We start from the raw sequence: 21,264 nt of genomic DNA on the forward strand, positions 1-21,264 counted from the left end.
TCATGGCAGATACGATGCAATTCGACCTCGTCAGCCCGGAGCGCAGCCTTGCTTCGCTCCAGGTGGCGTCGGTTCAGATCCCGGGTGCGGATGGCGACCTGACGGCGATGAAAGACCACGCGCCGCTGATCACCACCCTGCGTCCCGGCGTGCTGACGGTGCAGGGGCCGGAAGGGGAAGCCAATTACGTTGTGACCGGCGGATTCGCCGAAATCAGCGGTGATGGCACAACCGTCCTGGCCGAGCGTGCCGTACCCTTCGGGGATATGACCGAAGAGGTCTATCACGACATGGTCCGCAGCGCACACGAGGCGCACGCGAAAGCGCGCGATACATTCCAGAACGAGCCGGGCCCCGTCGATGATGCGGCCAAGCTCCTGGCCGACATGGTTGCCATGGGTGGCCATATCGGACTGACACCGCCGAACTTCTGATCGGTCGTGAACTGATGAAAAGGCCCCTGCACTGCCGGGGCCTTTTTCTTTTCCACTCCAAAGTTTTGCCGAATTCGTTCAGTATCCGGTCCGCGTGTAAAAGAGCTTCGACTTCATGAAAAAACTTGCCAGCCACAGGATCGGCATCGACCAGGGCGACAACGTCCTGTTCTCGGATTACGAGGACGGGGGAGAGATGTGGACCGGCGAAGGCCCGCGTGAACGCCGCAAACTGGTCCGCTTCAGCGATGCCTTCCGTTCCGTTCCAGCCGTCCATTGCGCGCTGAGCATGTGGGATGTGGATCATGCCCACAACGTCCGTGCCGATGTCAGCGCCGAGAACGTGACTCTGGAAGGGTTCGACCTGGTTTTCAGAACCTGGGGCGACACCCGTGTTGCGCGTGCCCGCGTTGGATGGTTGGCGATCGGCGAAGTTTCCGATGACGACGATTGGGACTTGTACTAGGGGCGTTCCAGGCGCGGCATTGCGTGGTGGGGCCGGCGTGGGCTAACCTATGACGTTCCTGCCGAACCAGACCCGAGCGTTCATGCCCCAGACCCGGTTTGCTTCCGATGCCGTTTCATCCGCATTTGCCGGTTTCGCCCAGCCTGCGCGCGCACATCTGTTGCGCTTGCGCGAAATGATCCTTGAAACCGCGTCGGACACGCCGGCTGCCGGACGTATCGAAGAGACATTGAAATGGGGACAACCCGCATATCTCACGCCTGAAACAAGATCAGGTTCGACACTCCGGCTTGGCGTTCCGAAAACCGGGGGATACGCGATCTATGCCCATTGCCAGACCAGCTTGATTTCGGATTTCCGAATGCTGTTCCCCGATGACTTTGCCTACGACGGAAACCGCGCAGTTCTGTTCGACGCAGAAACTGCGCCGGACCTCGACAAGCTTCGGCTGCTCGTCAGCCGGGCGCTGACGTATCACCTTCGGTGACGGCGATCAAAGGATGCCTTCGTAGATCGGGGCCAGCGTTTCGTTTTCGAAAAGCGACGACACGCTGGTACCGTGCCAGATGTTCAGGATTGCCTGGGCAAACATCGGGGCCGTGGGCAGAATCCGAATATTCGGGGCGGCCTTGACCGCGTCGGTCGGTTCGATCGAATCCGAAATCACCAGGGATTTCATCACCGAATTGGTGATCCTCTCAACCGCGGGCCCGGACAGAACGCCATGCGTGATGTAGCTGTGAACCTCGGTCGCGCCATGCTCCATCAGCACTTCGGCCGCTTTGCACAGCGTGCCGGCGGTGTCGCAGATGTCATCGACGATGATGCATTTCTTGCCGGACACGTTGCCGATCACGGTCATTTCCGCGATTTCACCGGGCTTTTCGCGGCGTTTGTCCACGATGGCCAGCGGTGCGTTGATCCGCTTGGCCAGTTCCCTTGCGCGTGCCACGCCCCCGACATCGGGGCTGACGACCATCACGTCGCCAAGGCTGTCCTTGAACTGGTGCAGTATATCCAGCGCAAAGATGGGCGAGGCATACAGGTTGTCCACCGGGATATCGAAAAAGCCCTGGATCTGCGCGGCATGCAGATCCATCGTCAGAACCCGCTCGATCCCGGCCTCGACCATCATGTTGGCGACCAGCTTGGCCGAAATCGGGGTGCGGGCCTTGGTGCGGCGGTCCTGGCGGGCATAGCCGAAATAGGGCACCACTGCCGTGATCCGCGCCGCCGAAGACCGGCGCAGCGCATCCGAGATGATCAGCAGTTCCATCAGGTTGTCGTTGGCGGGGTTCGATGTCGACTGGATGATGAACATGTCCTCGCCGCGGACGTTCTCGTAGACCTCGACAAAGATCTCCTGATCGTTGAACCGCTCGACCCTGGCATCCACCAGTTTCTGCGACATGCCGCGATGCATCGACATGCGACGGGTTATGGCATTGGCCAGCGGCATGTTGGCGTTACCGGAAATCAGCTTGGGTTCGGTGATGGTGGGCATGGCAGCGGTTCCAGGAGGTGGTCATTTTGACAGATTCGTGACGTTGACACTGCCTACCATCTGAATACGGTCGGGCAAACCTATGCATTCAGGGAAGCGCGCAAATGGCCCATATCGACTACTTTTTTTCCACCCTGTCGCCCTATTGCTATCTGGCAGGCACACGGTTGGAGGAAATCGCCGCCCGCCATGGCGCGACGATCACCTACAAACCCTTCGATCTGATCGCGGCATTCCCGCGCACCGGTGGTCTGCCCGTCGATCAGCGCCACCCGTCGCGCACGGCCTATCGCGCGCAGGAATTGCCGCGCCAGGCGAAAAAGCGGGGTATGCCGCTGAACTTTCGGCCCGCGCACTTTCCGACGAATGCCGCGCCCTCGTCCTATGCGATCATTGCCGCGCAGGCAGCCGGGGGCGGCGATCTTGGCGCGCTGGTGCATGGCATCCTGCGGGCCGTCTGGGTCGAAGATCGCGACATCGCCCAGGATGACGTGATCCGCGATTGCCTGACGGCGGCGGGCTTCGATCCCGCACTGGCGGACAAGGGGCTGCTGGCCGGGGCCGAAACCTATGCCGCGAACCTTGAAGAGGCGGTCAGCCGGGGCGTGTTCGGCGCACCTTTCTACATCACCGACGACGGGCAGATGTTCTGGGGACAGGACAGGCTGGACGATCTCGACGCATATCTTGCGGGTGAACTCTGATGCCCGTCGACAAGCGCGGCGGCGTCGATACGCATTGGGTGCGGATGGGCAGCGGCAAGCGCAAGGCGCTGCTCCTGCATTGTTCGCTGGGGCACGCCGGCGGCTGGCAGGGCATGGCGCGCGCGCTGGACGACATGCTGGACATGGTTGCGTTCGACCTGCCCAGCCACGGGCGCAGCGCCGAATGGGACGGCGTCAGCGACCTGCAATCCCAATCGATGGACATGGCGCTGGATTTCCTTGATCCGCACCAGCCGATGGACCTGATCGGGCACAGTTTCGGCGGCACAATCGCACTGCGCATCGCGGCGGAACGCCCTGAACTGGTGCGTAGCCTGGTTCTGATCGAACCGGTGTTCTTTGCAATCGCCATGCATGACCGCCCCGACCTGAAAGAGGCGCATGAACAGGATCTCGGTGCCTATTACCGCGCGATGGATGCCGACAACCTCGAAGAGGCAACCCGGATCTTTACCGGGTTCTGGGGGGACGGCCGCGCATGGGATACGATCCCCGAGCCGCAGCGCGCCTCGATGATCAAACGTATCAGGCTGGTTCATGCCGGGCATCCGCAGATCTATGGCGACAAGGCTGGGCTCTTGGCCAGTGGCGCGTTGGAAAAGATCAGCCAGCCGACGCTGTTGATCGAAGGGGCGGAGTCACCCCGTTACATCGCCGCGATCAACGATGGGCTGATGGCGCGCCTGCGCCGGGCCGAACGTGCGGTGATAGACGGGGCAGGGCACATGGTGCCGATCACCCACCCGCAAGAGGTAGCCGCGCAGGTGCGCGGCTTCCTTGAAACCGTTCCCGAAGAGCAGCCGACGCTGCCCTGACGGTCAGCCCTTTGCCAAGGCCACGAACTGGTCGATCTGCGCGGCGCTGATCGACCAGTCGGTCACCATCCTGCATGGCAGCAACTCGTTCGGATCGCCCGCATCCGCGTCGCCCGCCAGCAGGTAATAGACCGCGCCGCCATCCTGCAGGCGCTTGTGGACCGCGCGTGGCATGTCGGCGTAAATCATGTTGGCCTGGGGATCGTGCAGCAACGCGACGCCTGAAACGCCGGCCAGACCGTCGGCCAGCCGCCGGCAATTCGCATTCGCCGCGCGCGCGCTTTTCAGCCACAGATCGTCCGTCAGATAGGCCTCCATCTGTGCGGAAAGATAGCGGTGCTTGGAAAACAGATGCGCGCCGCGCTTGCGCCGCAGCTCGAATTCCCACGACCTTTCGGGGTTGAAGAAGATCACGGCCTCGACGCCGGGGCATCCGTTCTTGGTCCCGCCAAAGCTGACTGCGTCGATGCCGGCCTTCCAGGTCATTTCGGCCGGCGTGCAGCCAAGCGCCACAAGCGCATTGGCAAAGCGGGCGCCGTCCAGATGGCATTGCAGGCCGAACTCACGCGCGACGGAGGTCAGCGCCGACAGCTCTTGCAGGCTGTATATCCGGCCACGCTCGGTCACCTGCGTGATCGACACCGGCCCTCGCTGCGGCCCGTGTACGCCGCGCGTTTCCTCGGCCTCGATGGCGGCACGCAGGCTGTCGGCGGTCATCTTGTCGCTGTCACCCACCAGCGTCAGTTTGGCGCCGCCGGAATAGAACTCGGGCGCATTGCACTCGTCCTCGTGGATATGGGCCACGGGCGAACAGAACACCGTCTGGAAAGGCTGGCACATGTTGGCCAATGCCAGCGAATTGGCAGCCGTGCCCGTCGCGACCAGGTAAACCGCCGCATCCGGCGCTTCAAAGATTTCGCGGATACGGGCGCGCACACGATCCATGATCGCATCGGCGCCATAGGGCAGGGCAAAGCCCTGGTTGGCATCCATCAGCGCCTGCATCACCTGCGGATGCGCGGGCCCTGCGTTGTCAGAAGCGAAAAACATCAGGTCGGCTCCTCGATTATGTGGTCTTCCCAGTCGTCATCGTCGACTTCGAATTCGGGCACGGTACGGCCCTGCATCGACACGCCCGCACGGTGGACACTGTCGGGGTCGCCCGAAATCAGCGGGTGCCAGTCGAACAGCGGGCGGCCCTGCCAAAGCAGTTTATAGGCGCAGGTTTCCGGCATCCAGTACAGGTTGCGGTCCATGTTCTGCGGTTTCAACACGATACATTCCGGCACGAACTGGTGGCGTATCTCGTACTGGCTGCAGCGGCAGGTCGCATCGTCGAACAAGCGGCAGGCCACGTTGGTCAGCGCCACTTCGGCGGTGTCCTCGTCTTCGAGCTTGTTCATGCAGCATTTGCCGCAGCCGTCGCACAGGGCTTCCCACTCGGCCCGCGTCATGCGTTCCAGCGGTACGGTTTCCCAGAACCGGGGGCGGAGGTTGGACGCGGTCATACAGCCGCCAGGATGGTGCGGGCGCGTTGGCAATCCGCGTCCATCTGCGCGATCAACCCGTCGAGGCCGTCGAACTTTTCTTCCGGCCGGAGATATTCCACCAGCCCGATCGACAATTCGGCGCCGTACAGATCGCCGGAAAAATCGAAGATGAACGTTTCCAGGTTCGGGCGTTCGCCGTTGAACATCGGCCGCACCCCGATCGAGGCCGCACCGTGATAGCTGCCCCGGTGCGGGCCATCCAGCACATCGACCAGCACCGCATAGACGCCGAAACGCGGCGGGTGCAGGTTGTCGATCGACATGTTGGCGGTGGGATAGCCAAGGTGCCGCCCCCGCTGCTCGCCGCCGATCACCTCGCCCTCGATCCGGTGCCAATGGCCCAGCATGGCCGCCGCGTCGCGCGGGCGGCCTTCGCTTAGTGCGTTGCGGATCGCGGTCGAGGACACCTCGCCGCCTTCACCCTCAATCAGCGTGGCGATCGTGACACCGAACCCCAAGTCACGGCCGAACCGTTGCAGGTCAGAGGCATTGCCGGCACGGCCCTTGCCGAAACAGAAATCGGCGCCCACCACGACATGACGCAGGCCAAGGCCGCGATGAATGACGTCGCGGGCGAATTCCTCGGGGCTCAGCCCGGCCAGCGCGGCGTTGAAATTCAGCTCATAAAGCCGCTCGACCCCCAACTTTTCCAGCCGGTGGGCGCGCGCCTCGCGGCCCATCAGGCGAAAGGGCGGGGCGTCGGGCGCGAAATACTGGCGGGGGTGCGGCTCGAACGTCATCACGCCCAGTGGCGCGCCGATATCGGCACCCGCGCGCCGCGCCAGGTCGATCACCGACTGGTGGCCCAGATGCACGCCGTCGAAATTCCCGATCGCTGCGCTTGCGCCCCGGTCTTTCTCGGCCACGAAAGTGTAATCGCGGATGATACGCATGCGCGCAGGGTTAGCCCCCCCTGCGATCAGGCGCAAGCGCGTTGGGGCTCTTCTTTCGCCGCGTCCTTTGTCAGGATTGATGCGGCCCGCGCATCTCGGCCAGGGCCAGGCGAATCCGGCGCCAGTTCTCGGCTTCGGCGGTGTTGCCTTTCGCCTCGTTCTCGCGCATGCGCTGTGCGGCTTCGGCTATGGCTTTCGATCCACGTGCCTGCATCAGCGCGCGGGCATATTGTGTCGTCTGGATTGCGTCCATCGTGATGTGCCTCCCTTTGACAGCCCCGCCTGGTGCGCGGGGCTGCAAGGGTGTGCGCATACGCGCGCCAAATCAACAAAGCGGCGCTGAAGGCCGCGATTTCGGCGGCTGTCCGCTAGCGCAGGCAGAGATACAGCCGCTCGATGGCATAGCTGTACTGCCCGGTCGGCAGATTGCGCGTGCTGGTGTATTCCGCCCGCTTCTTGTGCCCTTTCGAGCAAATCCGGGCCGCTTCGGTATCTGCCTTCTTGAACGCCGCGGTTCGGACTTCCGGGGTTGCGAACTCCAACAGGTTACCGTTGAGCTGGATACTGACGCTGTCGCCATTGTACTGAGACACTGCGGGGTTGATGTTGTCCACCGTGACACCGCACGCGGCGACACCTGCAAAACATACCACTGAAAATAAAATGTTTTTCATTTCACTCACTCACTTCACTGATCACCACCGGGTGATTGCCAGCGAAGGAGAGAGTCGTCAACCTGAAAGTGATTGCCGGCGCATCGTTGCCCGTGTTAGTCGAATTTGCCTGTCGGCGCCAGAACGGTCGCTTCGCCGATCAGCACCTTTTTTCCGTCGACAAGGCAGCGGGTTTCCAACTGCACACGGCGCTTGGCATAGTCGATACCGATCACTTCGACCTCGGCTACAACCGTATCGCCGGGGCGGACGGGGGCCAGGAATTTCAGCGACTGCCCCATATAGACAGTGCCGTGACCGGGCAGTTGTTCGCCGATCACCGCCGAGATCAGCCCGGCCGTCAGCATGCCATGCGCGATACGTCCCTCGAAAATCGTGTCGCGGGCATAATCGTCGTCCAGGTGCACCGGGTTCCGGTCGGTCGAGACCTGCGCGAACATCTCGATATCCTCGTCGGTGACGGTTTTGCGCAGGTGGCGCACCATCCCCATTTCGATTTCCTCGATCGTGATCGTTCCGCGCGGCAGGTTGTCCAACATCCGACCCTCCGTCTGGCCGTTAAGGTAATTTTTGGACGGTTTTGCGCCCATGTTGGCAACTTTATTGCTTTGCAGCCGCAGAAAATCAAGCGCAAAATGCGTCAGCGCAACTGTCCAATTGCATAGGTCGGATTGGACATTTCCTTTTCGATATAAGCCTTTAGGGCCTCAGGGTCGGGTTGATGCGACGTTTTGGTTTCGGCGCGCGCCAAGCCGCCGGAAATGAAAAGGGAATCGATATCCTCGCCCATCGCGCCCTGGATGTCGGTCGCGATGCCGTCACCGATCGCCAGAATCGCCGTATCGCGTATGTCCCGCCCCAGCGCGGCCAGCCGGCGGCGCGCAAGATCATAGATCGGCGGGTGCGGCTTGCCGAAATAGAGGCTCTCGCCGCCCATCTCGGTATAGAGCCGTGCAAGCGCGCCGGCACACCATTCGCGCTCTTCCCCCCGATCCACGACGATATCGGGGTTTGCGCAAAGCAGCTTCAACCCTTTCTGCTTTGCATAAAGAAACTGGGGCCGGTTCACGTCCGGGTCGGCCATCGGGTCGAACGGGCCGCAGCAAACGATCCCTTCGGCCTCTTCCAGATCGACAAGTTGCACGTCAACCGGGTTTTCGATGATGGACAGCGGCTCGAAGAATTCGGCATCGCGCTCCCACTCGCCCATGAACCACAGTTTCCGGCCGACCGCGCCGCGAAACATGGCCGAGCGCGCGCTGTCGCCGCTGGTGGCGATGGTGTCCCAGGCGTCTTCGGGGACGCCGAACTTGCGCAGCTGCACCTCGACACCCTTGCGCGGCTTGGGCGAATTCGTGACCAGCACGACGATACCACCCTTTTCGCGATACTCCTGCAACGCGGCGACCGCCGACGGGATCGCCCGCACCCCGTCATGCACGCAGCCCCAAAGATCGACGAACAGCGCGTCATAAAGATGCGAGATGTCGGAAAGGGCTTCGATGATCTTTGGCATTGGGGCACCTGTCGCTAGTCGTTCAGCCCCGGTATGACCGAGACAGGCAGGCTTTTCCACCGGGAAAACCCGTTTACCGCGCCTCGGCCAGCAAGGCGTCCAGGTCCAGCCGGGCGTTCGTCATCTCAAGCTCGCCCGCGGCGTCGCGCGGCCAGTCTTCGGGCGCGCGGTCGCGGTAGATTTCGATCCCGTTTCCGTCCGGGTCGCGGAAATAGATCGCTTCGGACACGCCGTGATCGGCGGCGCCCTCCAGTTCCACACCGGCCTCCAGCGCGCGCTTCAGCGCCATCCCGAGCGATGCACGGTCGGGGTACAGAAACGCGACGTGATACAGCCCGGTATGCCCGGCTGCGGGCGGTGTGCCCCCAAGGCTTTCCCAGGTGTTCAGGCCGATATGATGGTGATAGCCGCCTGCCGACAGAAAGGCTGCGTGCCTGCCATAGCGTTGCTGCAGTTCGAACCCCATCACGTCACGATAGAACCCGATTGCACGGTCCAGATCTGCGACTTTCAGATGCACGTGTCCGATGCGGGTTTCCGGGTGGGTCACATATGCCATTTCCGTTTTCTCCTTGGTCGGACCGGAAAGTAGGCAGTCGGCGCCGCGCATGAAACACCCTGATGCGCACCGATGGTGTGCGAAACGAAAAACGCCGTCCCCACGGGGACGGCGCATTTCGGTTTTCAAGGGGCGTGTGACCCGGTCAGACCTTCAGGTTCGGAATGATCTGCTTTTTGCGGCTCATGATGCCGGGCAGTACCACGGTGTCGCCCGAAACCGTCGCGCCAAAGCTTTTCTCGGCCACGGATTTCACCAGATCGTTGGGCACCAGCAGCGTGGCTTCCTCGTTCAGGATGTCGACGACAAACAGCAGCACCTGGTCGGCGCCGTCTTCCTTGGCCACGTCCACCATCGACGCCATCAGGCTGTCTTTGCGGTCCAGCACCAGCTTGGGTGCGGTGGTTTCCAGAACGCTGACGCGGAAATCCTTGCCGCCTACGGTGTATTCCTTGCTGTCCATGCGCAGCAGTTCGGCGTCCGAGAACGCGGAAACGTCCGATTTCGCCTCGAACATCTCGGAGGCATAGGCGGAAATGTCGATGCCAAGGTCGGCGGCCAGTTTTTCCACCACGGCGCGGTCATGATCGGTGGTGGTGGGGCTGCGGAATTCCAGCGTGTCCGACAGGATGCACGACAGCATCATGCCCTTGACCCTCTCGGGCATCTTGGCGGCATCGTCGCCCATCAGGTCGTACATGATGGTGGCGGTGCAGGCCAGCGGGCGCACGGTGATGTCGATCGGACCCTTGGTTTCCAGCCCGCCCACCAACTTGTGGTGGTCGATGATCGCGGTCACGTCCAGATCGTTGACGTTGCCGGGCAGTTCGGCGGGGTTGTTGGTGTCGACGATCACGACGGAGGTGCCGTCGGCGATCTCGGTCACGATGCGCGGCTTGGGGCAGTCCCAACGGTTCAGGACGAATGCCGCCTCGGTGTTGGGCTCACCCAGCAGGACGGCCTCGGCGGGGGTGTTCTTCACCTCGTTGAGGTACCAGGCCCAGATGATCGGCGAGCCGGTGGAATCGGTATCGGGGGATTTGTGCCCGAAAACTAGTGTGGTCATGGGATGCCTCGTTCGAATGCGCATTTTCGCGCGCCTTATAGGGGTGTGTCGCGGGCTTGTCACCTGCTGCGTTGCAGCATCGCGCGGGTGGCATGGCGGAATTGCACCATGCGGTTTGGCGCGCTAGGAATTTTTCATGGCACGAGTGGCGGAAACCGATCTCTATGCGCCCGTCAAGGCGTTCCTCGAGGCGCAGGGATTCGAGGTCAAGGCCGAGGTCGCGGGCATCGACGTGATGGCCTGCGGGGGCGACGGCACGCCGCCCGTCATCGTCGAATTGAAAGCCGGGTTTTCGCTGGCCCTGTTGCACCAGGCCTGCGAAAGGCTGGCGCTTTCGGACCACGTCTATGTGTGCGTGCCGCGGCAGACGGGCCGGGCCAGTTGGAAGGCGTTGAAGGCGAATGTCCGGCTATGCCGGCGGCTGGGGATCGGTGTGATGACGGTGCGTCTTCGCGACGGGCTGGTCGAGGTTCATGCCGATCCGGGGCCCTATGCGCCGCGCAAGGCGCCGCGCAAGACCGCGCGGTTGTTGCGCGATTTCGCGCGGTTGCGGGGCGATCCCAATACCGGCGGGACACGCGGTCAGGTGATGACGCCCTACCGGCAGGACGCGGTGACGATCGCCACCCACCTGTCTGTATCCGGGGCCAGCAAGGGGGCGGACGTCGCGGGCGCCACGGGCGTGCCCAACGCCACGCGGGTGATGGCCGACAATCATTATGGCTGGTTTGTCCGCATACGGACCGGGATTTACGACCTGACCGACGACGGCCGCGCGGCGATCACGGATCGAACGCCAGCGCAGTGATTTCGAAACCTTCCTGTTCCAGCAGGTAAAGAACGCCGTTCCGGCCGGGAAAATGCGCCGCACCCGCCGCGATGAACACAGTCCGGCCCGGTGTTTCCTTCAGCAGCAGGTCGACCCAAGCGCGGTTGCGCCTGGTCAGAAGCAGCTCTTCGAAGCGGTCGAATTCCTCTGCCGCCGCATCGCCGCCGTCCTGCACGGACAAAAAGCGCGAGAATTCCCAGACAAGGGCGACCTCGCCCGACAGATACCGCTGCAGAAGGGTGTATTGCAGGTCGTCGGCCTGGTCTGCGAACGGGAAGGACAGGCGCAGCATTTCGATCTGTTCGTCCATGTCATAGGCGTCTGTCAGCGTCATGACGGTGCGCCAATCCTCGAGCGACAGGTCAGGCACATCGTTGTCGGCCGCGATCCTGGCGAGCGTGATGTCGATCCCTTCCGAGTTCAGCGCGCCGTTGCGCGCCTGGCACGGACCGATGCCCAGCATCATGGAGCCCCAGATCGGTTTCATCTTGGCCGCCATGAACACGGGAAATCCGCGCGCCTCCATCTGGGTCTTGAAAACCTGCCAGTCCTCGTCGCCCAGAAGATCGGGCAGGGTCGGGCCTTGGGTGATGAACATGAGGCTCGGATCGGACCCGAAGGCCGATTGCGCAAGCGCCTTGTCGGCGCGGTTCATTTCGAAATAGGCCCGGTCGGCGGCCGCGATATGCGGTGTCAGGGCGGCGGCCTGGGCTGCGGTCATTTCATGGCGGATATGATAGGTGCCGAACATGACGATCCGCGTGTCGCCGCGTTCGGCCTGCCAGAACAGGCCTTGTGCATAAGGTATCTCGGAAACCGCCGCGTCGATCGCCGCGCGCTGATCGGCGGGCAATTCGGCAACCAGGTCGGTGCCTTCGCAAACGGCAAGTGCCGAAGTCGCAAAGCCGAAGAAGACAAGAAACCCAACAACCAGACGCATCGCAAATCCTTTCGGTTTTCCGCAGGCTAGGCTGCCGCCGCGCCAGTATCAATTCGATGAAAAAATTTTGATCGCGGATGTTGACTCGGATTTTTGTTGTCCCTAGCTATGCGCCGTTAGCACTCGGCAAGAGTGAGTGCTAACGGTCCTTCGGGGAGCGAGGGGCCTTTAGGGAGAAACTTTGAGCCAAGGAGCCTCAGAGATGGCATTTACACCGCTTCATGACCGCGTGCTTGTTCGCCGCGTGGAGAGCGAAGAGAAAACCGCCGGCGGCCTGATCATTCCCGACAGCGCCAAGGAAAAGCCTGCGGAAGGCATTGTCGTGGCGGTTGGCGCTGGCGCCAAGGACGACGACGGCGATCGTATCGCAATGGACGTCAAGGAAGGTGACAAGATCCTGTTCGGCAAGTGGTCGGGCACCGAGGTCACCATCGACGGCCAGGAAATGCTGATCATGAAGGAAAGCGACATCATGGGGATCATCGCCTGAGGCCGTGTGCCACAGGACGATTGAGACCTGACCGCTTTTCCCGACAACAATTCAAGTTCAGGAGAGACTGATATGTCTGCCAAGGACGTCAAGTTCAACACAGATGCCCGCAACCGTATGCTGAAAGGCGTCAACATCCTTGCCGATGCTGTCAAGGTGACCCTCGGCCCGAAAGGCCGCAACGTGGTTCTGGACAAATCGTTCGGCGCCCCCCGCATCACCAAGGACGGTGTGTCGGTTGCCAAGGAAATCGAACTGGAAGACAAGTTCGAAAACATGGGCGCGCAAATGGTGAAAGAAGTCGCCAGCCGCACCAATGACGAAGCCGGCGACGGCACCACGACCGCGACGGTTCTGGCCCAGGCCATCGTCAAGGAAGGCATGAAGGCGGTTGCCGCCGGCATGAACCCGATGGACCTCAAGCGTGGTATTGACCTGGCGACCTCGAAAGTGGTCGAGCAGATCAAGAACGCTGCCCGCCCTGTCGACAACTCGGACGAAGTGGCGCAGGTCGGCACGATCTCGGCCAACGGCGAAGCTGAAATCGGCCGCCAGATCGCTGACGCGATGCAGAAAGTCGGCAACGAAGGCGTCATCACGGTGGAAGAGAACAAGGGTCTCGAAACCGAAACCGACGTCGTCGAAGGCATGCAGTTCGACCGTGGTTACCTGTCGCCCTATTTCGTGACCAACCCCGACAAGATGATTGCAGAGCTCGAAGACTGCATGATCCTGCTGCACGAGAAGAAACTGTCTTCGCTGCAGCCGATGGTTCCGCTGCTGGAATCGGTGATCCAGTCGCAAAAGCCGCTGCTGATCATCGCCGAGGATGTGGAAGGCGAAGCGCTGGCAACCCTCGTGGTCAACAAGCTGCGCGGCGGTCTGAAGATTGCTGCCGTCAAGGCGCCGGGCTTTGGTGACCGCCGCAAGGCCATGCTGCAGGACATCGCGATCCTGACCGGTGGCCAGGTCATCAGCGAAGACCTGGGCATGAAGCTGGAATCCGTCACCATGGACATGCTTGGCACCGCCAAGAAGGTCTCCATCACCAAGGATGAGACCACCATCGTCGATGGCGCAGGCGAAAAGGCCGAGATCGAGGCACGCGTATCGCAGATCCGCACCCAGATCGAAGAAACCACCAGCGACTACGACCGTGAAAAGCTGCAGGAACGCGTGGCCAAGCTGGCCGGCGGTGTTGCCGTGATCCGCGTCGGCGGCATGACCGAAGTCGAAGTGAAAGAGCGCAAGGACCGTGTCGATGACGCGCTGAACGCAACCCGCGCGGCCGTTCAGGAAGGCATCGTTGTGGGTGGCGGTGTCGCCCTGGTCCAGGGCGCGAAGTCGCTTGAAGGTGTCGAGGGTGCGAACCCCGACCAGAATGCCGGTATCGCCATCGTGCGCCGTGCACTGGAAGCGCCGCTGCGCCAGATCGCGGAAAACGCCGGTGTCGACGGTTCGGTCGTCGCAGGCAAGATCCGCGAAAGCGAAGACCTCAAGTTCGGCTACAACGCCCAGACCGATGAATATGGCGACATGTTCAAGTTCGGCGTGATCGACCCCGCAAAGGTCGTGCGCACCGCGCTGGAAGACGCCGCATCGGTTGCCGGTCTGCTGATCACCACCGAAGCGATGGTCGCCGACAAGCCGCAGAAAGAAGGCGCAGGCGCCGGTGGCGGCATGCCCGACATGGGCGGCATGGGCGGCATGATGTAATCATCCGCACGTTTCGTGAAAACGGATTGGGGTCGTCCTGTCGGGCGGCCCCTTTTCTTTGTCCGCCGAACCTGCAAGGACGGGGCAAACGCCAAAACGAAGACCATCCCATGCTGCGCCTTGCCGCCCTGACCGTTCTTACGATGCTGGCCTTTGCCGCCAATTCGCTGCTCAATCGCGAGGCGCTGGCCGATGGCCAGACCGGGCCGGCGGCGTTCGCGATGATCCGCGTGGTTTCGGGCGCGCTGTGCCTCTGGGTGTTGGTGCGGTTGCGTTCGGGCCCGGTTCGCCCGGCGCTGCGCCCCTTGGGGGTTCTGAGCCTTGCGCTGTACGTCCTGGGTTTTTCGTTCGCCTATGTCACGCTGCAGGCGGGCGTCGGTGCGCTGATCCTGTTCGGTGGTGTGCAGGTGACGATGTTCGCGGGTGCCGTTGCCGGGGGCGAACGCGTGGCGTGGACGCGCTGGGCCGGGGCGGCGGTGGCCTTTGCCGGGCTGGTGTGGCTGATGTGGCCCGGCGCCCAGGCGACACCGCCCGTGGCGGGCGCGGCGCTGATGGTGGCGGCCGCGCTGGGTTGGGGCGTCTATTCGCTGCTTGGCCGGGGTGTGCCGGACCCCCTGGCCGCCACGGCGTCGAATTTCGTTTTCGCGGCACCGCTCGCTGTGCTGGTTTTTGCGGCCGTCCCGGATGGTGCAACGATGCAGGGCGCGTTGCTGGCGGTCTTGTCCGGTGCGGTGACATCCGGCCTGGGTTATGCGCTGTGGTACACGATCCTGCCCCGGCTTTCCGCGACGTTGGCGGCTGTCGCGCAATTGAGCGTGCCGGTGATCGCCACGGCGGGAGGCGTTGCGCTGCTGGGCGAAGAACTGAGCGCCCGGTTCGTCATCGCGACCTTGCTGGTTCTGGGCGGTATCGGCCTGTCGCTTGTGCGGCCGCGTCAGCGGACGATCGGCTCCAACGGGTCGTAAAGCAGCCCCTCGCCCCAGGCGACACCCGGCAGGCTGTCCGGCTTGAACCGGATCGCGCCCATATCGTCACGGGAAAAGAACCGCCGTTCGGTCACGATGCCTTCGGGGTCTTTCCAGTCGCTGCTCAGGGTACCCGACGTGATCGAACAGCGGAAATAGACGTCGACCTGGTGAAAACTGCCCGTTGGGTCGTGGAACTCGTTGACCAGGCAGGGATCGCCGACGCTGACGCGCAGCCCGGTTTCCTCGTGCACCTCGCGCGCCAGGTTGTCGGGCAGCGATGCGCCGCGTTCGACCCCGCCGCCTGGCGCACACCACAGATCGGATTTTCCGCCGGGCCAGGCATTTACCAGAAGAAGCCGGTTTTCATGCAGTATCAGGGCGCGCACGGCGATGCGGGGGTTTGTCATGTCCGGGCCTTTCTCGTGAACGCCCTTTTGTAGGCAGGGCTTTGCGTCTATCTCAAGGGCATGAAACGCCTTGCAATCGTCCTTTCGCTTCTGTTGCCCGCGCCCGCCTTCGCGGATTGCGTGGTTCTGCTGCACGGGCTGGCCCGAACGCAGGCGTCTTTCCTGCTTATGGAAGAAGCGTTGGAGCGGCGCGGCTATCGCGTGGTGCGGCCGGGATACCCGTCGACCGAGGAAACGATTTCCAACCTTGCGGTCAACGTCCTGCCCGATGCGATGGCTGCCTGCGGGGATGAACGGGTGCACATCGTCACCCATTCCATGGGCGGTATCCTCACGCGGTACTGGCTGGTCGGGCACCGCCCCGACAGTCTGGGTCGCGTGGTTATGCTGTCGCCGCCGAACCAGGGTTCGGAAATCGTGGATGCGTTGGGCCAGATCGAGGCATTCGGCTGGTTCAACGGACCTGCCGGCCAGCAATTGCGGACCGACGACCGGGGGCTGCCAGCGCATCTGCCGCCGGTCGATTTCGAACTGGGGATCATCGCGGGCGACCGGTCGCTGAATCCGTTCTTTTCCGCGATGATCGAGGGACCGGACGACGGCAAGGTGTCGGTCGCATCCACTCGGGTCAGCGGCATGGCAGATCACATCGTTCTGCCGGTGACGCATACCTTCATGATGAACAGCCCGCTGGTGATCGCGCAGGTGATGCAGTTTCTCGAACTGGGACGGTTCGATCATGACATGACACTGGCCCAGGCGGTCGAGATGCTGGCGGAACGGGAATGATGCAGGCGGAATTCACACTCGAAGGCGCGCAGGTTTTGCGCGACGGGCAGCTTGCCATTGGTGATATCGCGGTCGCGCGCGGTGTGTTGTCGGATGATCCGGCCGGTCCGCGTGTCGCCCTGCCGGGCTGCACCGTCCTGCCGGGTATCGTCGATAGTCACGGCGACGGGTTCGAACGGCATATGGCCCCGCGCCGGGGGGCTGTGACCGACCTGACGGTTGGCCTTGCCGGGGTCGAGGCCGAGCTTGCCGCGAACGGGATCACCACCGCGATGCTGGCCCAATTCTGGAGCTGGGAGGGCGGCATGCGCGGGCCGGAATTCGCCTTGCGCGTCCTCGAGGCGGTCGAGCGTTACCAGCCCGTCGGCACGGATATCCGGGTGCAGTTGCGGCTGGAGATGCATCTTCTGGACGATTACGACGCGATGGAGCAGGCGGTGGACCGTTTCGGCATCGTCCAGGTGGTGTTCAACGACCATCTTCCGCATGATGCCCTTGCGCGGGGCAAGCGCCCGCCGCGCCTGACCGGGCAGGCGCTGAAATCCGGCCGCAACCCCGAGGCGCACCTGGCCATGATGCAGGACTTGTACGACAGGCGCGCCGATGTGCCCGCCGCGGTCGAGGCGCTGGCCGCGCGGCTGGCGGCGCGCGGCGTGATGTTGGGCAGCCATGACGACCCGGACGCCGAAACCCGGCAGTTGTGGCGCAGTCGGGGCGTCGCACTGTCGGAATTTCCCGAAACGCATGAGGCCGCGCTGGCCGCGCGTTCGGGCGGTGACGGGATCATCCTTGGCTCGCCCAACGTGATGCGCGGGGGCAGTCATGCCGGAAAGGTATCCGCGCGCGACATGGTGGCGGCGGGGCTGTGCGACGCGCTGGCATCTGATTACTTTTATCCCGCGCCGCTCAAGGCTGCGCAGATACTGGCCGATGAAATCGGCCTGCCCGCGGCATGGACCCTGGTGTCCGACGGGCCCGCGCGCTTGCTGGGGTTGGCCGACCGTGGCCGCATCGCGGCGGGCCTGCGGGCGGATTTGGTGGTGCTGGACCCTGATGGCCGCGTCTGTCTTACCGTGGCGGGTGGGTGCGTCACCTATGCCAGCGGTATCGGCGCCGCGGCACTGATCGGGGCACGTATTTGACACGCATCAAGGCGACTCGGCCCTGCCATTGATCATCCTTGCGCTGTTTTCCAGTTCGACACAGGAGGCTTTGGTATGGTTGAGAAAACGCAATCCGGCGGCCTCTGGCCCGCCCTCTACGATCCGTTCCGCCAGATGGGCCACAAGCTGGCGGAATGGCTTTCGCCCGCGTCCGACGCATCGACGGACGGCAGCACCTACCGGATATCCATGGAATTGCCCGGCGTTTCCGAGGACGACATCGACCTGTCGGTTCATGACGGCGTGGTGACCATCAAGGGCGAAAAGACCAACACGCGCGAGGAAAAGGGCGACACCTGGTATTTCAGTGAGCGCCAGTACGGCAGCTTCAGCCGGACGTTCCGGTTGCCCGCCGACGCCGATGACACAAAGGTTCAGGCGCATTTGAAGGACGGGGTGCTGACCATATCCGTCGGCAAGACAAGCCCCGAACCCACAAAGGCGACCAAGGTCAGAATCAACCGGGCCTGACGGCGCCCGCCCGGCGCGTCAGTCCCCGACCCAGGTGATCACCTCTTCGGGGCTGGCGCGTTCGGTGCGGAAACCGTTGGCCGGGTGATCGGGGTCGGCATATCCCAGCGATATGCCGCAAAGGACCAGGCGGTTGTCGGGTATCTTCAGTTCCCGCCGCACGGTCGGCGCGTAGGCGGCGATGGCCGCCTGTGGGATCGTCGCGATGCCAAGGGCCTGAGCGGCAAGCGTGAACGCCGCGACGAACCCGCCGCAATCCATCGCACCATATGCGCCAAGATCGGCCTCGGAGGTGATGATCGCCACATGCGGTGCACCGAAGAAACGGTAGTTTTCCAGCATCTGCCGGGTGCGCGCGTCGCGATCCTCGCGCGCGATGCCCACGGCGTCATAAAGCTGGAAGCCGCAGGTGCGGCGGCGATCCTGATAGACGCCCGTATATCGCAGGGGCCATTCCAGGTCGGGCTTGGGCGACTCGGTTTCGACGGCCTGCAGCAGGGCGTTGCTGAACCTTTCGGTGGCCTTGGGGTGGGTGATCGTGACCTGCCAGGGCTGCGCATTGCACCAGCTGGGCACGCGCTGCGCGGTTTCGACGATCTGTTCGATCACATCATGCGGCACGGCATCGGGGCGAAAGGCGCGGCAGCTGTGGCGTTCGGTCAAAATTGCTTGCAGCGTCTGGTGGCGGTCCGTCATGTTTCGGTCTTTCCTTTGTCCGGCATCGGCCAGGTGTCCGACAGGCGATAGCCGCCGGGCCATGGGTCGGCGGGGTCCAGCATGTATTGATGTGTGCCGGTGATCCAGCCCCGTCCGCTGATTTCGGGCACCACGGCAGGGTGCGTATCGACCTTGCTCAAGGCTGCGATCCTTCCGGTGAATTCCGATCCGATGATCGAGCGGGCAACGTAAGTGTCGCCCTGTTCCATCCGGTCGGCGGCATGCAGCAGCGCAATGCGCGCGGATACGCCCGTCCCGGTTGGCGAACGGTCGATCTTGCCGGGGCGGATGGCGACGGCGTGCCGTGCAGTCAGAACACCGCCTTCGCGCTGCGGATCGGTGGCGAACAGGCAAAACGATACATGCCGCCAGTCGGGCAGGGCGGGGTGATCGAACCCAAGCTGATCGGTCGCCGCATCGCTGATCCGGGTGCCCAGCTCGGCGAGGTGACGTGCGTTTTCCGGTGCGACTTCGAGATCCAGGCCGGCAGGGTCGACGACCACGAAACTGTCGCCGCCGAATGCCGTATCGACAGTGATCGCACCCAGGCCGGGCACGTCGATCTGCACGCCGCGTTGCGCGGCGAAGGCGGGCAGGTTCCGAACATGAATGCGCTGCGCCTTGCCATCGCGGCACTCGGCGCGCACCCGCACCAGCCCGCCCGGCGCCTCGAGCGTCAGGTGGGTTTCGGGTTCCGTCATCGGAACGAGGCCCGAATCCAGCAGTACGGTCGCGACACAGATCGAGTTCGACCCGGACATCGGTGGTGTGTCTTCGGGTTCCATGATGATGAAGGCCGCGTCCGCCTCGGGGGATTTCGGTGGAACCAGCAGGTTTACATGGCGAAAGACGCCCCCGCGCGGTTCGTTCAGGACGAAGCGGCGGAGGGTATCGTCCTGCGCGATCCATCGGGATTGTTCCCAGATCGTGCCCCCGGGCGGCGGCGCGACACCGCCGACGATGACGTCGCCAACCTCGCCTTCGGCATGGGCGGAAACGACGTGTATCATGCGTGTGCTGCGCATCAGAAACCTTCCTGGTTCAGGGCGACGACATATCCCACACCGGCCGCAACGATCAGGCCCAGAACCACGGCGATGGCGATTTTCCATGCCGACCATGGGCGTTCGCCCTGCACGCGACCGGTGCGTCCGTTGACGACGAAACGATAGGTGCGGCCGCGATACTTGTAGGCGGCCAGCCAGACCGGCAGCAGGATATGCTTGAATGTCACGTCGCTGACATCTGTCGCTATGTCATGGATGCGCTGCCTGTCGCCGCCGATATCGAAGCGCACGTCGCGTTCGATCACGCGGTGCATGATCTGGCGCGCCTCGCCATAGCCTTCTTCGACATCGACGGTATAGCCCTCGGCCCGGAACCCGGCCAGGTATTCGGGCTGGTAGGGTTCGAGAGCGGCCAGATCCCAAGGTTCCAGAGCGTCTGTGAACCGCTTTGGCAGCGACCGCGACGCCAGCACCAGCACGTCGTCGAAAAACCGCTGCACCCGGCCCGATGCCGGTGCCCAGCGGATCTTCATCACCCGTTGCGCCTGGCGCTTGCCGTTTACCGTGACATGCCGGGTTTCATAATAGATCGTGCCGCGTTCCCCGCGATAACGGCTGCGGGTCTGGGCGTCGAACGTCCAGTAGGGCACATAGATGCCGTCCATGCGCCGGCCCTTGCGGGCGTATTGCTGCAGACCGTTCGGCGCGAACCACAGCCGGCCCAGCCAGTCGGTCATCGCCTTGCGCGCGGCCTCTTCGGTCAGGGCGAAGGGCAGAACGCCGCGCGGTTTGATGTGGCGGTGGGTTCCGGTATCGGTCACCACGGGCGTGGCGCAGAACGGGCATTCGGTGGCATGGGTCGCGCCGGTGAATTCGACCTGGGCGGCGCAGTTCGGGCAGGTGGTGACGCGGGTTTCCTCGATCTCCTGCGCGGGCAGCTGGTCGCGGATCGCGCGTTCGAAATCCAGTTCGCGTATGCCGCCATGCCACGGCCCCTGATCGGTGATCGGGGCGGTGTTTCCGCAATGATCGCAGACCAGTTGTCCCGCCTGCGGATCGAAGCGCAGGTCGGCCCCGCATTGATCGCAGGGAAAGCGGTGTTCCTGGGATATGGCCGGGGCGGTTTCGGTCATGACCTCAAAGGTATTTGTGCAGGGCGCGCGGGGTGATGATGCGCAGCGCGTTGTCGCGCAGCGCGGTATGGCGCCACAGGTGATAGATCGCATGAAGCGACGCCGCCGAAAAGAGCACCATCTGCGCAAGCGATCCGGTGACGCCCGGTGTGGCATGGCCCAGGGCCTCGGCCCCCACGATCAATGCGCAGGCTGCCATCAGCCAGTACATCGCGCGGTGCAGCCACGGATGTGCGCGGCGGACGATTCCGGTCAGTTTCGGCCCCGGTTTCGTCATCAGCCCGAACACGAGCCCGATTGCGGCAAAGCACAGGCAGGCGACAATGAACCCCCAGGTGAGCCAGGCAAAACGTTCACCGTCCGACATCATGAGGATCAGCAACAGCGTCACCAGCCAATGCAGCAGGATCGTCGCGCGCCGCCGTGTCACGC

28 protein-coding genes are annotated in these 21,264 nt (G+C 63.3%); 12 read left to right on the top strand and 16 right to left on the bottom strand.

What is annotated here, in order from left to right:
• Positions 1 to 2 precede the first annotated feature (2 nt).
• The 3 genes from BLT50_RS12830 to BLT50_RS12840 all read left to right on the top strand — a co-directional run bounded on the left by BLT50_RS12830 (position 3) and on the right by BLT50_RS12840 (position 1,387).
• Complete coding sequence (locus tag BLT50_RS12830; protein WP_090029092.1) at positions 3 to 434, top strand: F0F1 ATP synthase subunit epsilon; 432 nt, start codon at positions 3 to 5, stop codon at positions 432 to 434.
• Positions 435 to 549: 115 nt separating this feature from the next.
• Entirely contained in the window at positions 550 to 900 is a 351-nt protein-coding gene (locus BLT50_RS12835; protein WP_090029093.1) for an H-type lectin domain-containing protein, read from the top strand.
• Positions 901 to 1,060: 160 nt separating this feature from the next.
• Positions 1,061 to 1,387, top strand: a complete 327-nt coding sequence (locus tag BLT50_RS12840) for a DUF1801 domain-containing protein (protein WP_245723376.1) — start codon at positions 1,061 to 1,063, stop codon at positions 1,385 to 1,387.
• Positions 1,388 to 1,393: 6 nt separating this feature from the next.
• Here the strand turns inward: BLT50_RS12840 and BLT50_RS12845 are convergent, their stop codons facing one another.
• Positions 1,394 to 2,404, bottom strand: a complete 1,011-nt coding sequence (locus tag BLT50_RS12845; protein WP_090029094.1) for a ribose-phosphate pyrophosphokinase — start codon at positions 2,402 to 2,404, stop codon at positions 1,394 to 1,396.
• 104 nt (positions 2,405 to 2,508) lie between these two features.
• On the opposite strand from BLT50_RS12845, the gene BLT50_RS12850 reads away from it, so the two are divergent.
• Together BLT50_RS12850 and BLT50_RS12855 are read left to right on the top strand one after the other, a co-directional pair.
• Positions 2,509 to 3,108, top strand: coding sequence for a 2-hydroxychromene-2-carboxylate isomerase (locus tag BLT50_RS12850; RefSeq protein ID WP_090029095.1), 600 nt, complete (start codon positions 2,509 to 2,511; stop codon positions 3,106 to 3,108).
• Entirely contained in the window at positions 3,108 to 3,944 is an 837-nt protein-coding gene (locus tag BLT50_RS12855) for an alpha/beta fold hydrolase (RefSeq protein WP_090029096.1), read from the top strand. The genes BLT50_RS12850 and BLT50_RS12855 overlap by 1 nt, the downstream gene beginning before the upstream one ends.
• Before the next feature lie 3 nt (positions 3,945 to 3,947).
• On the opposite strand, the gene BLT50_RS12860 is transcribed toward BLT50_RS12855, so the two are convergent.
• The 9 genes from BLT50_RS12860 to BLT50_RS12900 all read right to left on the bottom strand — a co-directional run bounded on the left by BLT50_RS12860 (position 3,948) and on the right by BLT50_RS12900 (position 10,202).
• On the bottom strand, positions 3,948 to 4,994 hold the full coding sequence (locus tag BLT50_RS12860; RefSeq protein WP_090029097.1) for a threonine aldolase family protein: 1,047 nt from the start codon (positions 4,992 to 4,994) through the stop codon (positions 3,948 to 3,950).
• A complete protein-coding gene (locus BLT50_RS12865) occupies positions 4,994 to 5,452 on the bottom strand; it encodes a YcgN family cysteine cluster protein (protein WP_090029098.1) in 459 nt (152 codons plus the stop codon). The genes BLT50_RS12860 and BLT50_RS12865 overlap by 1 nt, the downstream gene beginning before the upstream one ends.
• A complete protein-coding gene (locus tag BLT50_RS12870; RefSeq protein ID WP_090029099.1) occupies positions 5,449 to 6,387 on the bottom strand; it encodes a bifunctional riboflavin kinase/FAD synthetase in 939 nt (312 codons plus the stop codon). Before BLT50_RS12870 ends, BLT50_RS12865 begins: the two co-directional genes overlap by 4 nt.
• Positions 6,388 to 6,457: 70 nt before the next feature.
• Positions 6,458 to 6,640, bottom strand: a complete 183-nt coding sequence (locus BLT50_RS12875; RefSeq protein WP_090029100.1) for a hypothetical protein — start codon at positions 6,638 to 6,640, stop codon at positions 6,458 to 6,460.
• 115 nt (positions 6,641 to 6,755) lie between these two features.
• Complete coding sequence (locus BLT50_RS12880; RefSeq protein WP_090029101.1) at positions 6,756 to 7,061, bottom strand: hypothetical protein; 306 nt, start codon at positions 7,059 to 7,061, stop codon at positions 6,756 to 6,758.
• Between the two features lie 95 nt (positions 7,062 to 7,156).
• Positions 7,157 to 7,600: a MaoC family dehydratase gene (locus BLT50_RS12885; RefSeq protein WP_090029168.1), complete on the bottom strand. Its 444-nt coding sequence runs from the start codon at positions 7,598 to 7,600 to the stop codon at positions 7,157 to 7,159.
• 101 nt (positions 7,601 to 7,701) lie between these two features.
• A complete protein-coding gene (locus BLT50_RS12890; protein WP_090029102.1) occupies positions 7,702 to 8,577 on the bottom strand; it encodes a TIGR01459 family HAD-type hydrolase in 876 nt (291 codons plus the stop codon).
• Between the two features lie 73 nt (positions 8,578 to 8,650).
• A complete protein-coding gene (locus BLT50_RS12895) occupies positions 8,651 to 9,136 on the bottom strand; it encodes a VOC family protein (RefSeq protein ID WP_090029169.1) in 486 nt (161 codons plus the stop codon).
• A gap of 145 nt (positions 9,137 to 9,281) precedes the next feature.
• Positions 9,282 to 10,202, bottom strand: coding sequence for a manganese-dependent inorganic pyrophosphatase (locus BLT50_RS12900; RefSeq protein ID WP_090029103.1), 921 nt, complete (start codon positions 10,200 to 10,202; stop codon positions 9,282 to 9,284).
• A gap of 136 nt (positions 10,203 to 10,338) precedes the next feature.
• Between BLT50_RS12900 and BLT50_RS12905 the strand changes: the two genes are divergently transcribed.
• Positions 10,339 to 11,010: a DUF2161 domain-containing phosphodiesterase gene (locus BLT50_RS12905; RefSeq protein WP_090029104.1), complete on the top strand. Its 672-nt coding sequence runs from the start codon at positions 10,339 to 10,341 to the stop codon at positions 11,008 to 11,010.
• Here the strand turns inward: BLT50_RS12905 and BLT50_RS12910 are convergent.
• On the bottom strand, positions 10,985 to 11,971 hold the full coding sequence (locus tag BLT50_RS12910; RefSeq protein WP_090029105.1) for a TraB/GumN family protein: 987 nt from the start codon (positions 11,969 to 11,971) through the stop codon (positions 10,985 to 10,987). The two genes, BLT50_RS12905 and BLT50_RS12910, sit on opposite strands and share 26 nt — an antisense overlap.
• A 202-nt stretch (positions 11,972 to 12,173) precedes the next feature.
• Here BLT50_RS12910 and groES point away from each other — a divergent pair, with 202 nt between their 5' ends.
• From groES to BLT50_RS12925, 3 genes are all read left to right on the top strand, one after another.
• Complete coding sequence (groES, locus tag BLT50_RS12915) at positions 12,174 to 12,461, top strand: co-chaperone GroES (protein ID WP_090029106.1); 288 nt, start codon at positions 12,174 to 12,176, stop codon at positions 12,459 to 12,461.
• Between the two features lie 72 nt (positions 12,462 to 12,533).
• Positions 12,534 to 14,177: a chaperonin GroEL gene (gene groL, locus BLT50_RS12920; protein ID WP_090029107.1), complete on the top strand. Its 1,644-nt coding sequence runs from the start codon at positions 12,534 to 12,536 to the stop codon at positions 14,175 to 14,177.
• A 110-nt stretch (positions 14,178 to 14,287) separates the two neighbouring features.
• On the top strand, positions 14,288 to 15,142 hold the full coding sequence (locus BLT50_RS12925) for a DMT family transporter (protein WP_090029108.1): 855 nt from the start codon (positions 14,288 to 14,290) through the stop codon (positions 15,140 to 15,142).
• Here the strand turns inward: BLT50_RS12925 and BLT50_RS12930 are convergent.
• Positions 15,112 to 15,552, bottom strand: a complete 441-nt coding sequence (locus tag BLT50_RS12930; protein WP_090029109.1) for an NUDIX domain-containing protein — start codon at positions 15,550 to 15,552, stop codon at positions 15,112 to 15,114. The genes BLT50_RS12925 and BLT50_RS12930 overlap by 31 nt on opposite strands.
• A 60-nt stretch (positions 15,553 to 15,612) precedes the next feature.
• On the opposite strand from BLT50_RS12930, the gene BLT50_RS12935 reads away from it, so the two are divergent.
• The 3 genes from BLT50_RS12935 (at position 15,613) to BLT50_RS12945 (ending at position 17,975) form a co-directional block, all read left to right on the top strand.
• Entirely contained in the window at positions 15,613 to 16,341 is a 729-nt protein-coding gene (locus BLT50_RS12935) for an esterase/lipase family protein (RefSeq protein WP_090029110.1), read from the top strand.
• On the top strand, positions 16,338 to 17,483 hold the full coding sequence (locus BLT50_RS12940) for an alpha-D-ribose 1-methylphosphonate 5-triphosphate diphosphatase (RefSeq protein WP_090029111.1): 1,146 nt from the start codon (positions 16,338 to 16,340) through the stop codon (positions 17,481 to 17,483). The genes BLT50_RS12935 and BLT50_RS12940 overlap by 4 nt, the downstream gene beginning before the upstream one ends.
• Before the next feature lie 75 nt (positions 17,484 to 17,558).
• Positions 17,559 to 17,975 carry an Hsp20/alpha crystallin family protein gene (locus BLT50_RS12945; protein ID WP_090029112.1) on the top strand — a complete coding sequence of 139 codons (417 nt, stop codon included), beginning with the start codon at positions 17,559 to 17,561 and terminating at the stop codon, positions 17,973 to 17,975.
• Between the two features lie 18 nt (positions 17,976 to 17,993).
• Here the strand turns inward: BLT50_RS12945 and BLT50_RS12950 are convergent, their stop codons facing one another.
• The 4 genes from BLT50_RS12950 to BLT50_RS12965 are packed head-to-tail and all read right to left on the bottom strand — an operon-like array spanning position 17,994 to position 21,262.
• On the bottom strand, positions 17,994 to 18,671 hold the full coding sequence (locus BLT50_RS12950; RefSeq protein ID WP_090029113.1) for a nitroreductase: 678 nt from the start codon (positions 18,669 to 18,671) through the stop codon (positions 17,994 to 17,996).
• Positions 18,668 to 19,717 carry a trans-3-hydroxy-L-proline dehydratase gene (locus tag BLT50_RS12955; protein WP_090029114.1) on the bottom strand — a complete coding sequence of 350 codons (1,050 nt, stop codon included), beginning with the start codon at positions 19,715 to 19,717 and terminating at the stop codon, positions 18,668 to 18,670. Before BLT50_RS12955 ends, BLT50_RS12950 begins: the two co-directional genes overlap by 4 nt.
• Positions 19,717 to 20,832, bottom strand: coding sequence for a TFIIB-type zinc finger domain-containing protein (locus BLT50_RS12960; RefSeq protein WP_090029115.1), 1,116 nt, complete (start codon positions 20,830 to 20,832; stop codon positions 19,717 to 19,719). Before BLT50_RS12960 ends, BLT50_RS12955 begins: the two co-directional genes overlap by 1 nt.
• 4 nt (positions 20,833 to 20,836) lie before the next feature.
• Positions 20,837 to 21,262, bottom strand: coding sequence for a hypothetical protein (locus BLT50_RS12965; protein ID WP_090029116.1), 426 nt, complete (start codon positions 21,260 to 21,262; stop codon positions 20,837 to 20,839).
• Positions 21,263 to 21,264: the final 2 nt, after the last annotated feature.

Source organism: Lutimaribacter saemankumensis, assembly GCF_900100005.1.
GTDB lineage: Bacteria > Pseudomonadota > Alphaproteobacteria > Rhodobacterales > Rhodobacteraceae > Lutimaribacter > Lutimaribacter saemankumensis.

Coding starts and splice junctions, on each gene's coding strand:
- BLT50_RS12830 (WP_090029092.1), top strand. CDS start 3: ATGGCAGATACGATGCAATTCGACCTCGTCAGCCCGGAGCGCAGCCTT.
- BLT50_RS12835 (WP_090029093.1), top strand. CDS start 550: ATGAAAAAACTTGCCAGCCACAGGATCGGCATCGACCAGGGCGACAAC.
- BLT50_RS12845 (WP_090029094.1), bottom strand. CDS start 2,404: ATGCCCACCATCACCGAACCCAAGCTGATTTCCGGTAACGCCAACATG.
- BLT50_RS12850 (WP_090029095.1), top strand. CDS start 2,509: ATGGCCCATATCGACTACTTTTTTTCCACCCTGTCGCCCTATTGCTAT.
- BLT50_RS12855 (WP_090029096.1), top strand. CDS start 3,108: ATGCCCGTCGACAAGCGCGGCGGCGTCGATACGCATTGGGTGCGGATG.
- BLT50_RS12860 (WP_090029097.1), bottom strand. CDS start 4,994: ATGTTTTTCGCTTCTGACAACGCAGGGCCCGCGCATCCGCAGGTGATG.
- BLT50_RS12865 (WP_090029098.1), bottom strand. CDS start 5,452: ATGACCGCGTCCAACCTCCGCCCCCGGTTCTGGGAAACCGTACCGCTG.
- BLT50_RS12870 (WP_090029099.1), bottom strand. CDS start 6,387: ATGCGTATCATCCGCGATTACACTTTCGTGGCCGAGAAAGACCGGGGC.
- BLT50_RS12875 (WP_090029100.1), bottom strand. CDS start 6,640: ATGGACGCAATCCAGACGACACAATATGCCCGCGCGCTGATGCAGGCA.
- BLT50_RS12880 (WP_090029101.1), bottom strand. CDS start 7,061: ATGAAAAACATTTTATTTTCAGTGGTATGTTTTGCAGGTGTCGCCGCG.
- BLT50_RS12885 (WP_090029168.1), bottom strand. CDS start 7,600: ATGTTGGACAACCTGCCGCGCGGAACGATCACGATCGAGGAAATCGAA.
- BLT50_RS12890 (WP_090029102.1), bottom strand. CDS start 8,577: ATGCCAAAGATCATCGAAGCCCTTTCCGACATCTCGCATCTTTATGAC.
- BLT50_RS12895 (WP_090029169.1), bottom strand. CDS start 9,136: ATGGCATATGTGACCCACCCGGAAACCCGCATCGGACACGTGCATCTG.
- BLT50_RS12900 (WP_090029103.1), bottom strand. CDS start 10,202: ATGACCACACTAGTTTTCGGGCACAAATCCCCCGATACCGATTCCACC.
- BLT50_RS12905 (WP_090029104.1), top strand. CDS start 10,339: ATGGCACGAGTGGCGGAAACCGATCTCTATGCGCCCGTCAAGGCGTTC.
- BLT50_RS12910 (WP_090029105.1), bottom strand. CDS start 11,971: ATGCGTCTGGTTGTTGGGTTTCTTGTCTTCTTCGGCTTTGCGACTTCG.
- groES (WP_090029106.1), top strand. CDS start 12,174: ATGGCATTTACACCGCTTCATGACCGCGTGCTTGTTCGCCGCGTGGAG.
- groL (WP_090029107.1), top strand. CDS start 12,534: ATGTCTGCCAAGGACGTCAAGTTCAACACAGATGCCCGCAACCGTATG.
- BLT50_RS12925 (WP_090029108.1), top strand. CDS start 14,288: ATGCTGCGCCTTGCCGCCCTGACCGTTCTTACGATGCTGGCCTTTGCC.
- BLT50_RS12930 (WP_090029109.1), bottom strand. CDS start 15,552: ATGACAAACCCCCGCATCGCCGTGCGCGCCCTGATACTGCATGAAAAC.
- BLT50_RS12935 (WP_090029110.1), top strand. CDS start 15,613: ATGAAACGCCTTGCAATCGTCCTTTCGCTTCTGTTGCCCGCGCCCGCC.
- BLT50_RS12940 (WP_090029111.1), top strand. CDS start 16,338: ATGATGCAGGCGGAATTCACACTCGAAGGCGCGCAGGTTTTGCGCGAC.
- BLT50_RS12945 (WP_090029112.1), top strand. CDS start 17,559: ATGGTTGAGAAAACGCAATCCGGCGGCCTCTGGCCCGCCCTCTACGAT.
- BLT50_RS12950 (WP_090029113.1), bottom strand. CDS start 18,671: ATGACGGACCGCCACCAGACGCTGCAAGCAATTTTGACCGAACGCCAC.
- BLT50_RS12955 (WP_090029114.1), bottom strand. CDS start 19,717: ATGCGCAGCACACGCATGATACACGTCGTTTCCGCCCATGCCGAAGGC.
- BLT50_RS12960 (WP_090029115.1), bottom strand. CDS start 20,832: ATGACCGAAACCGCCCCGGCCATATCCCAGGAACACCGCTTTCCCTGC.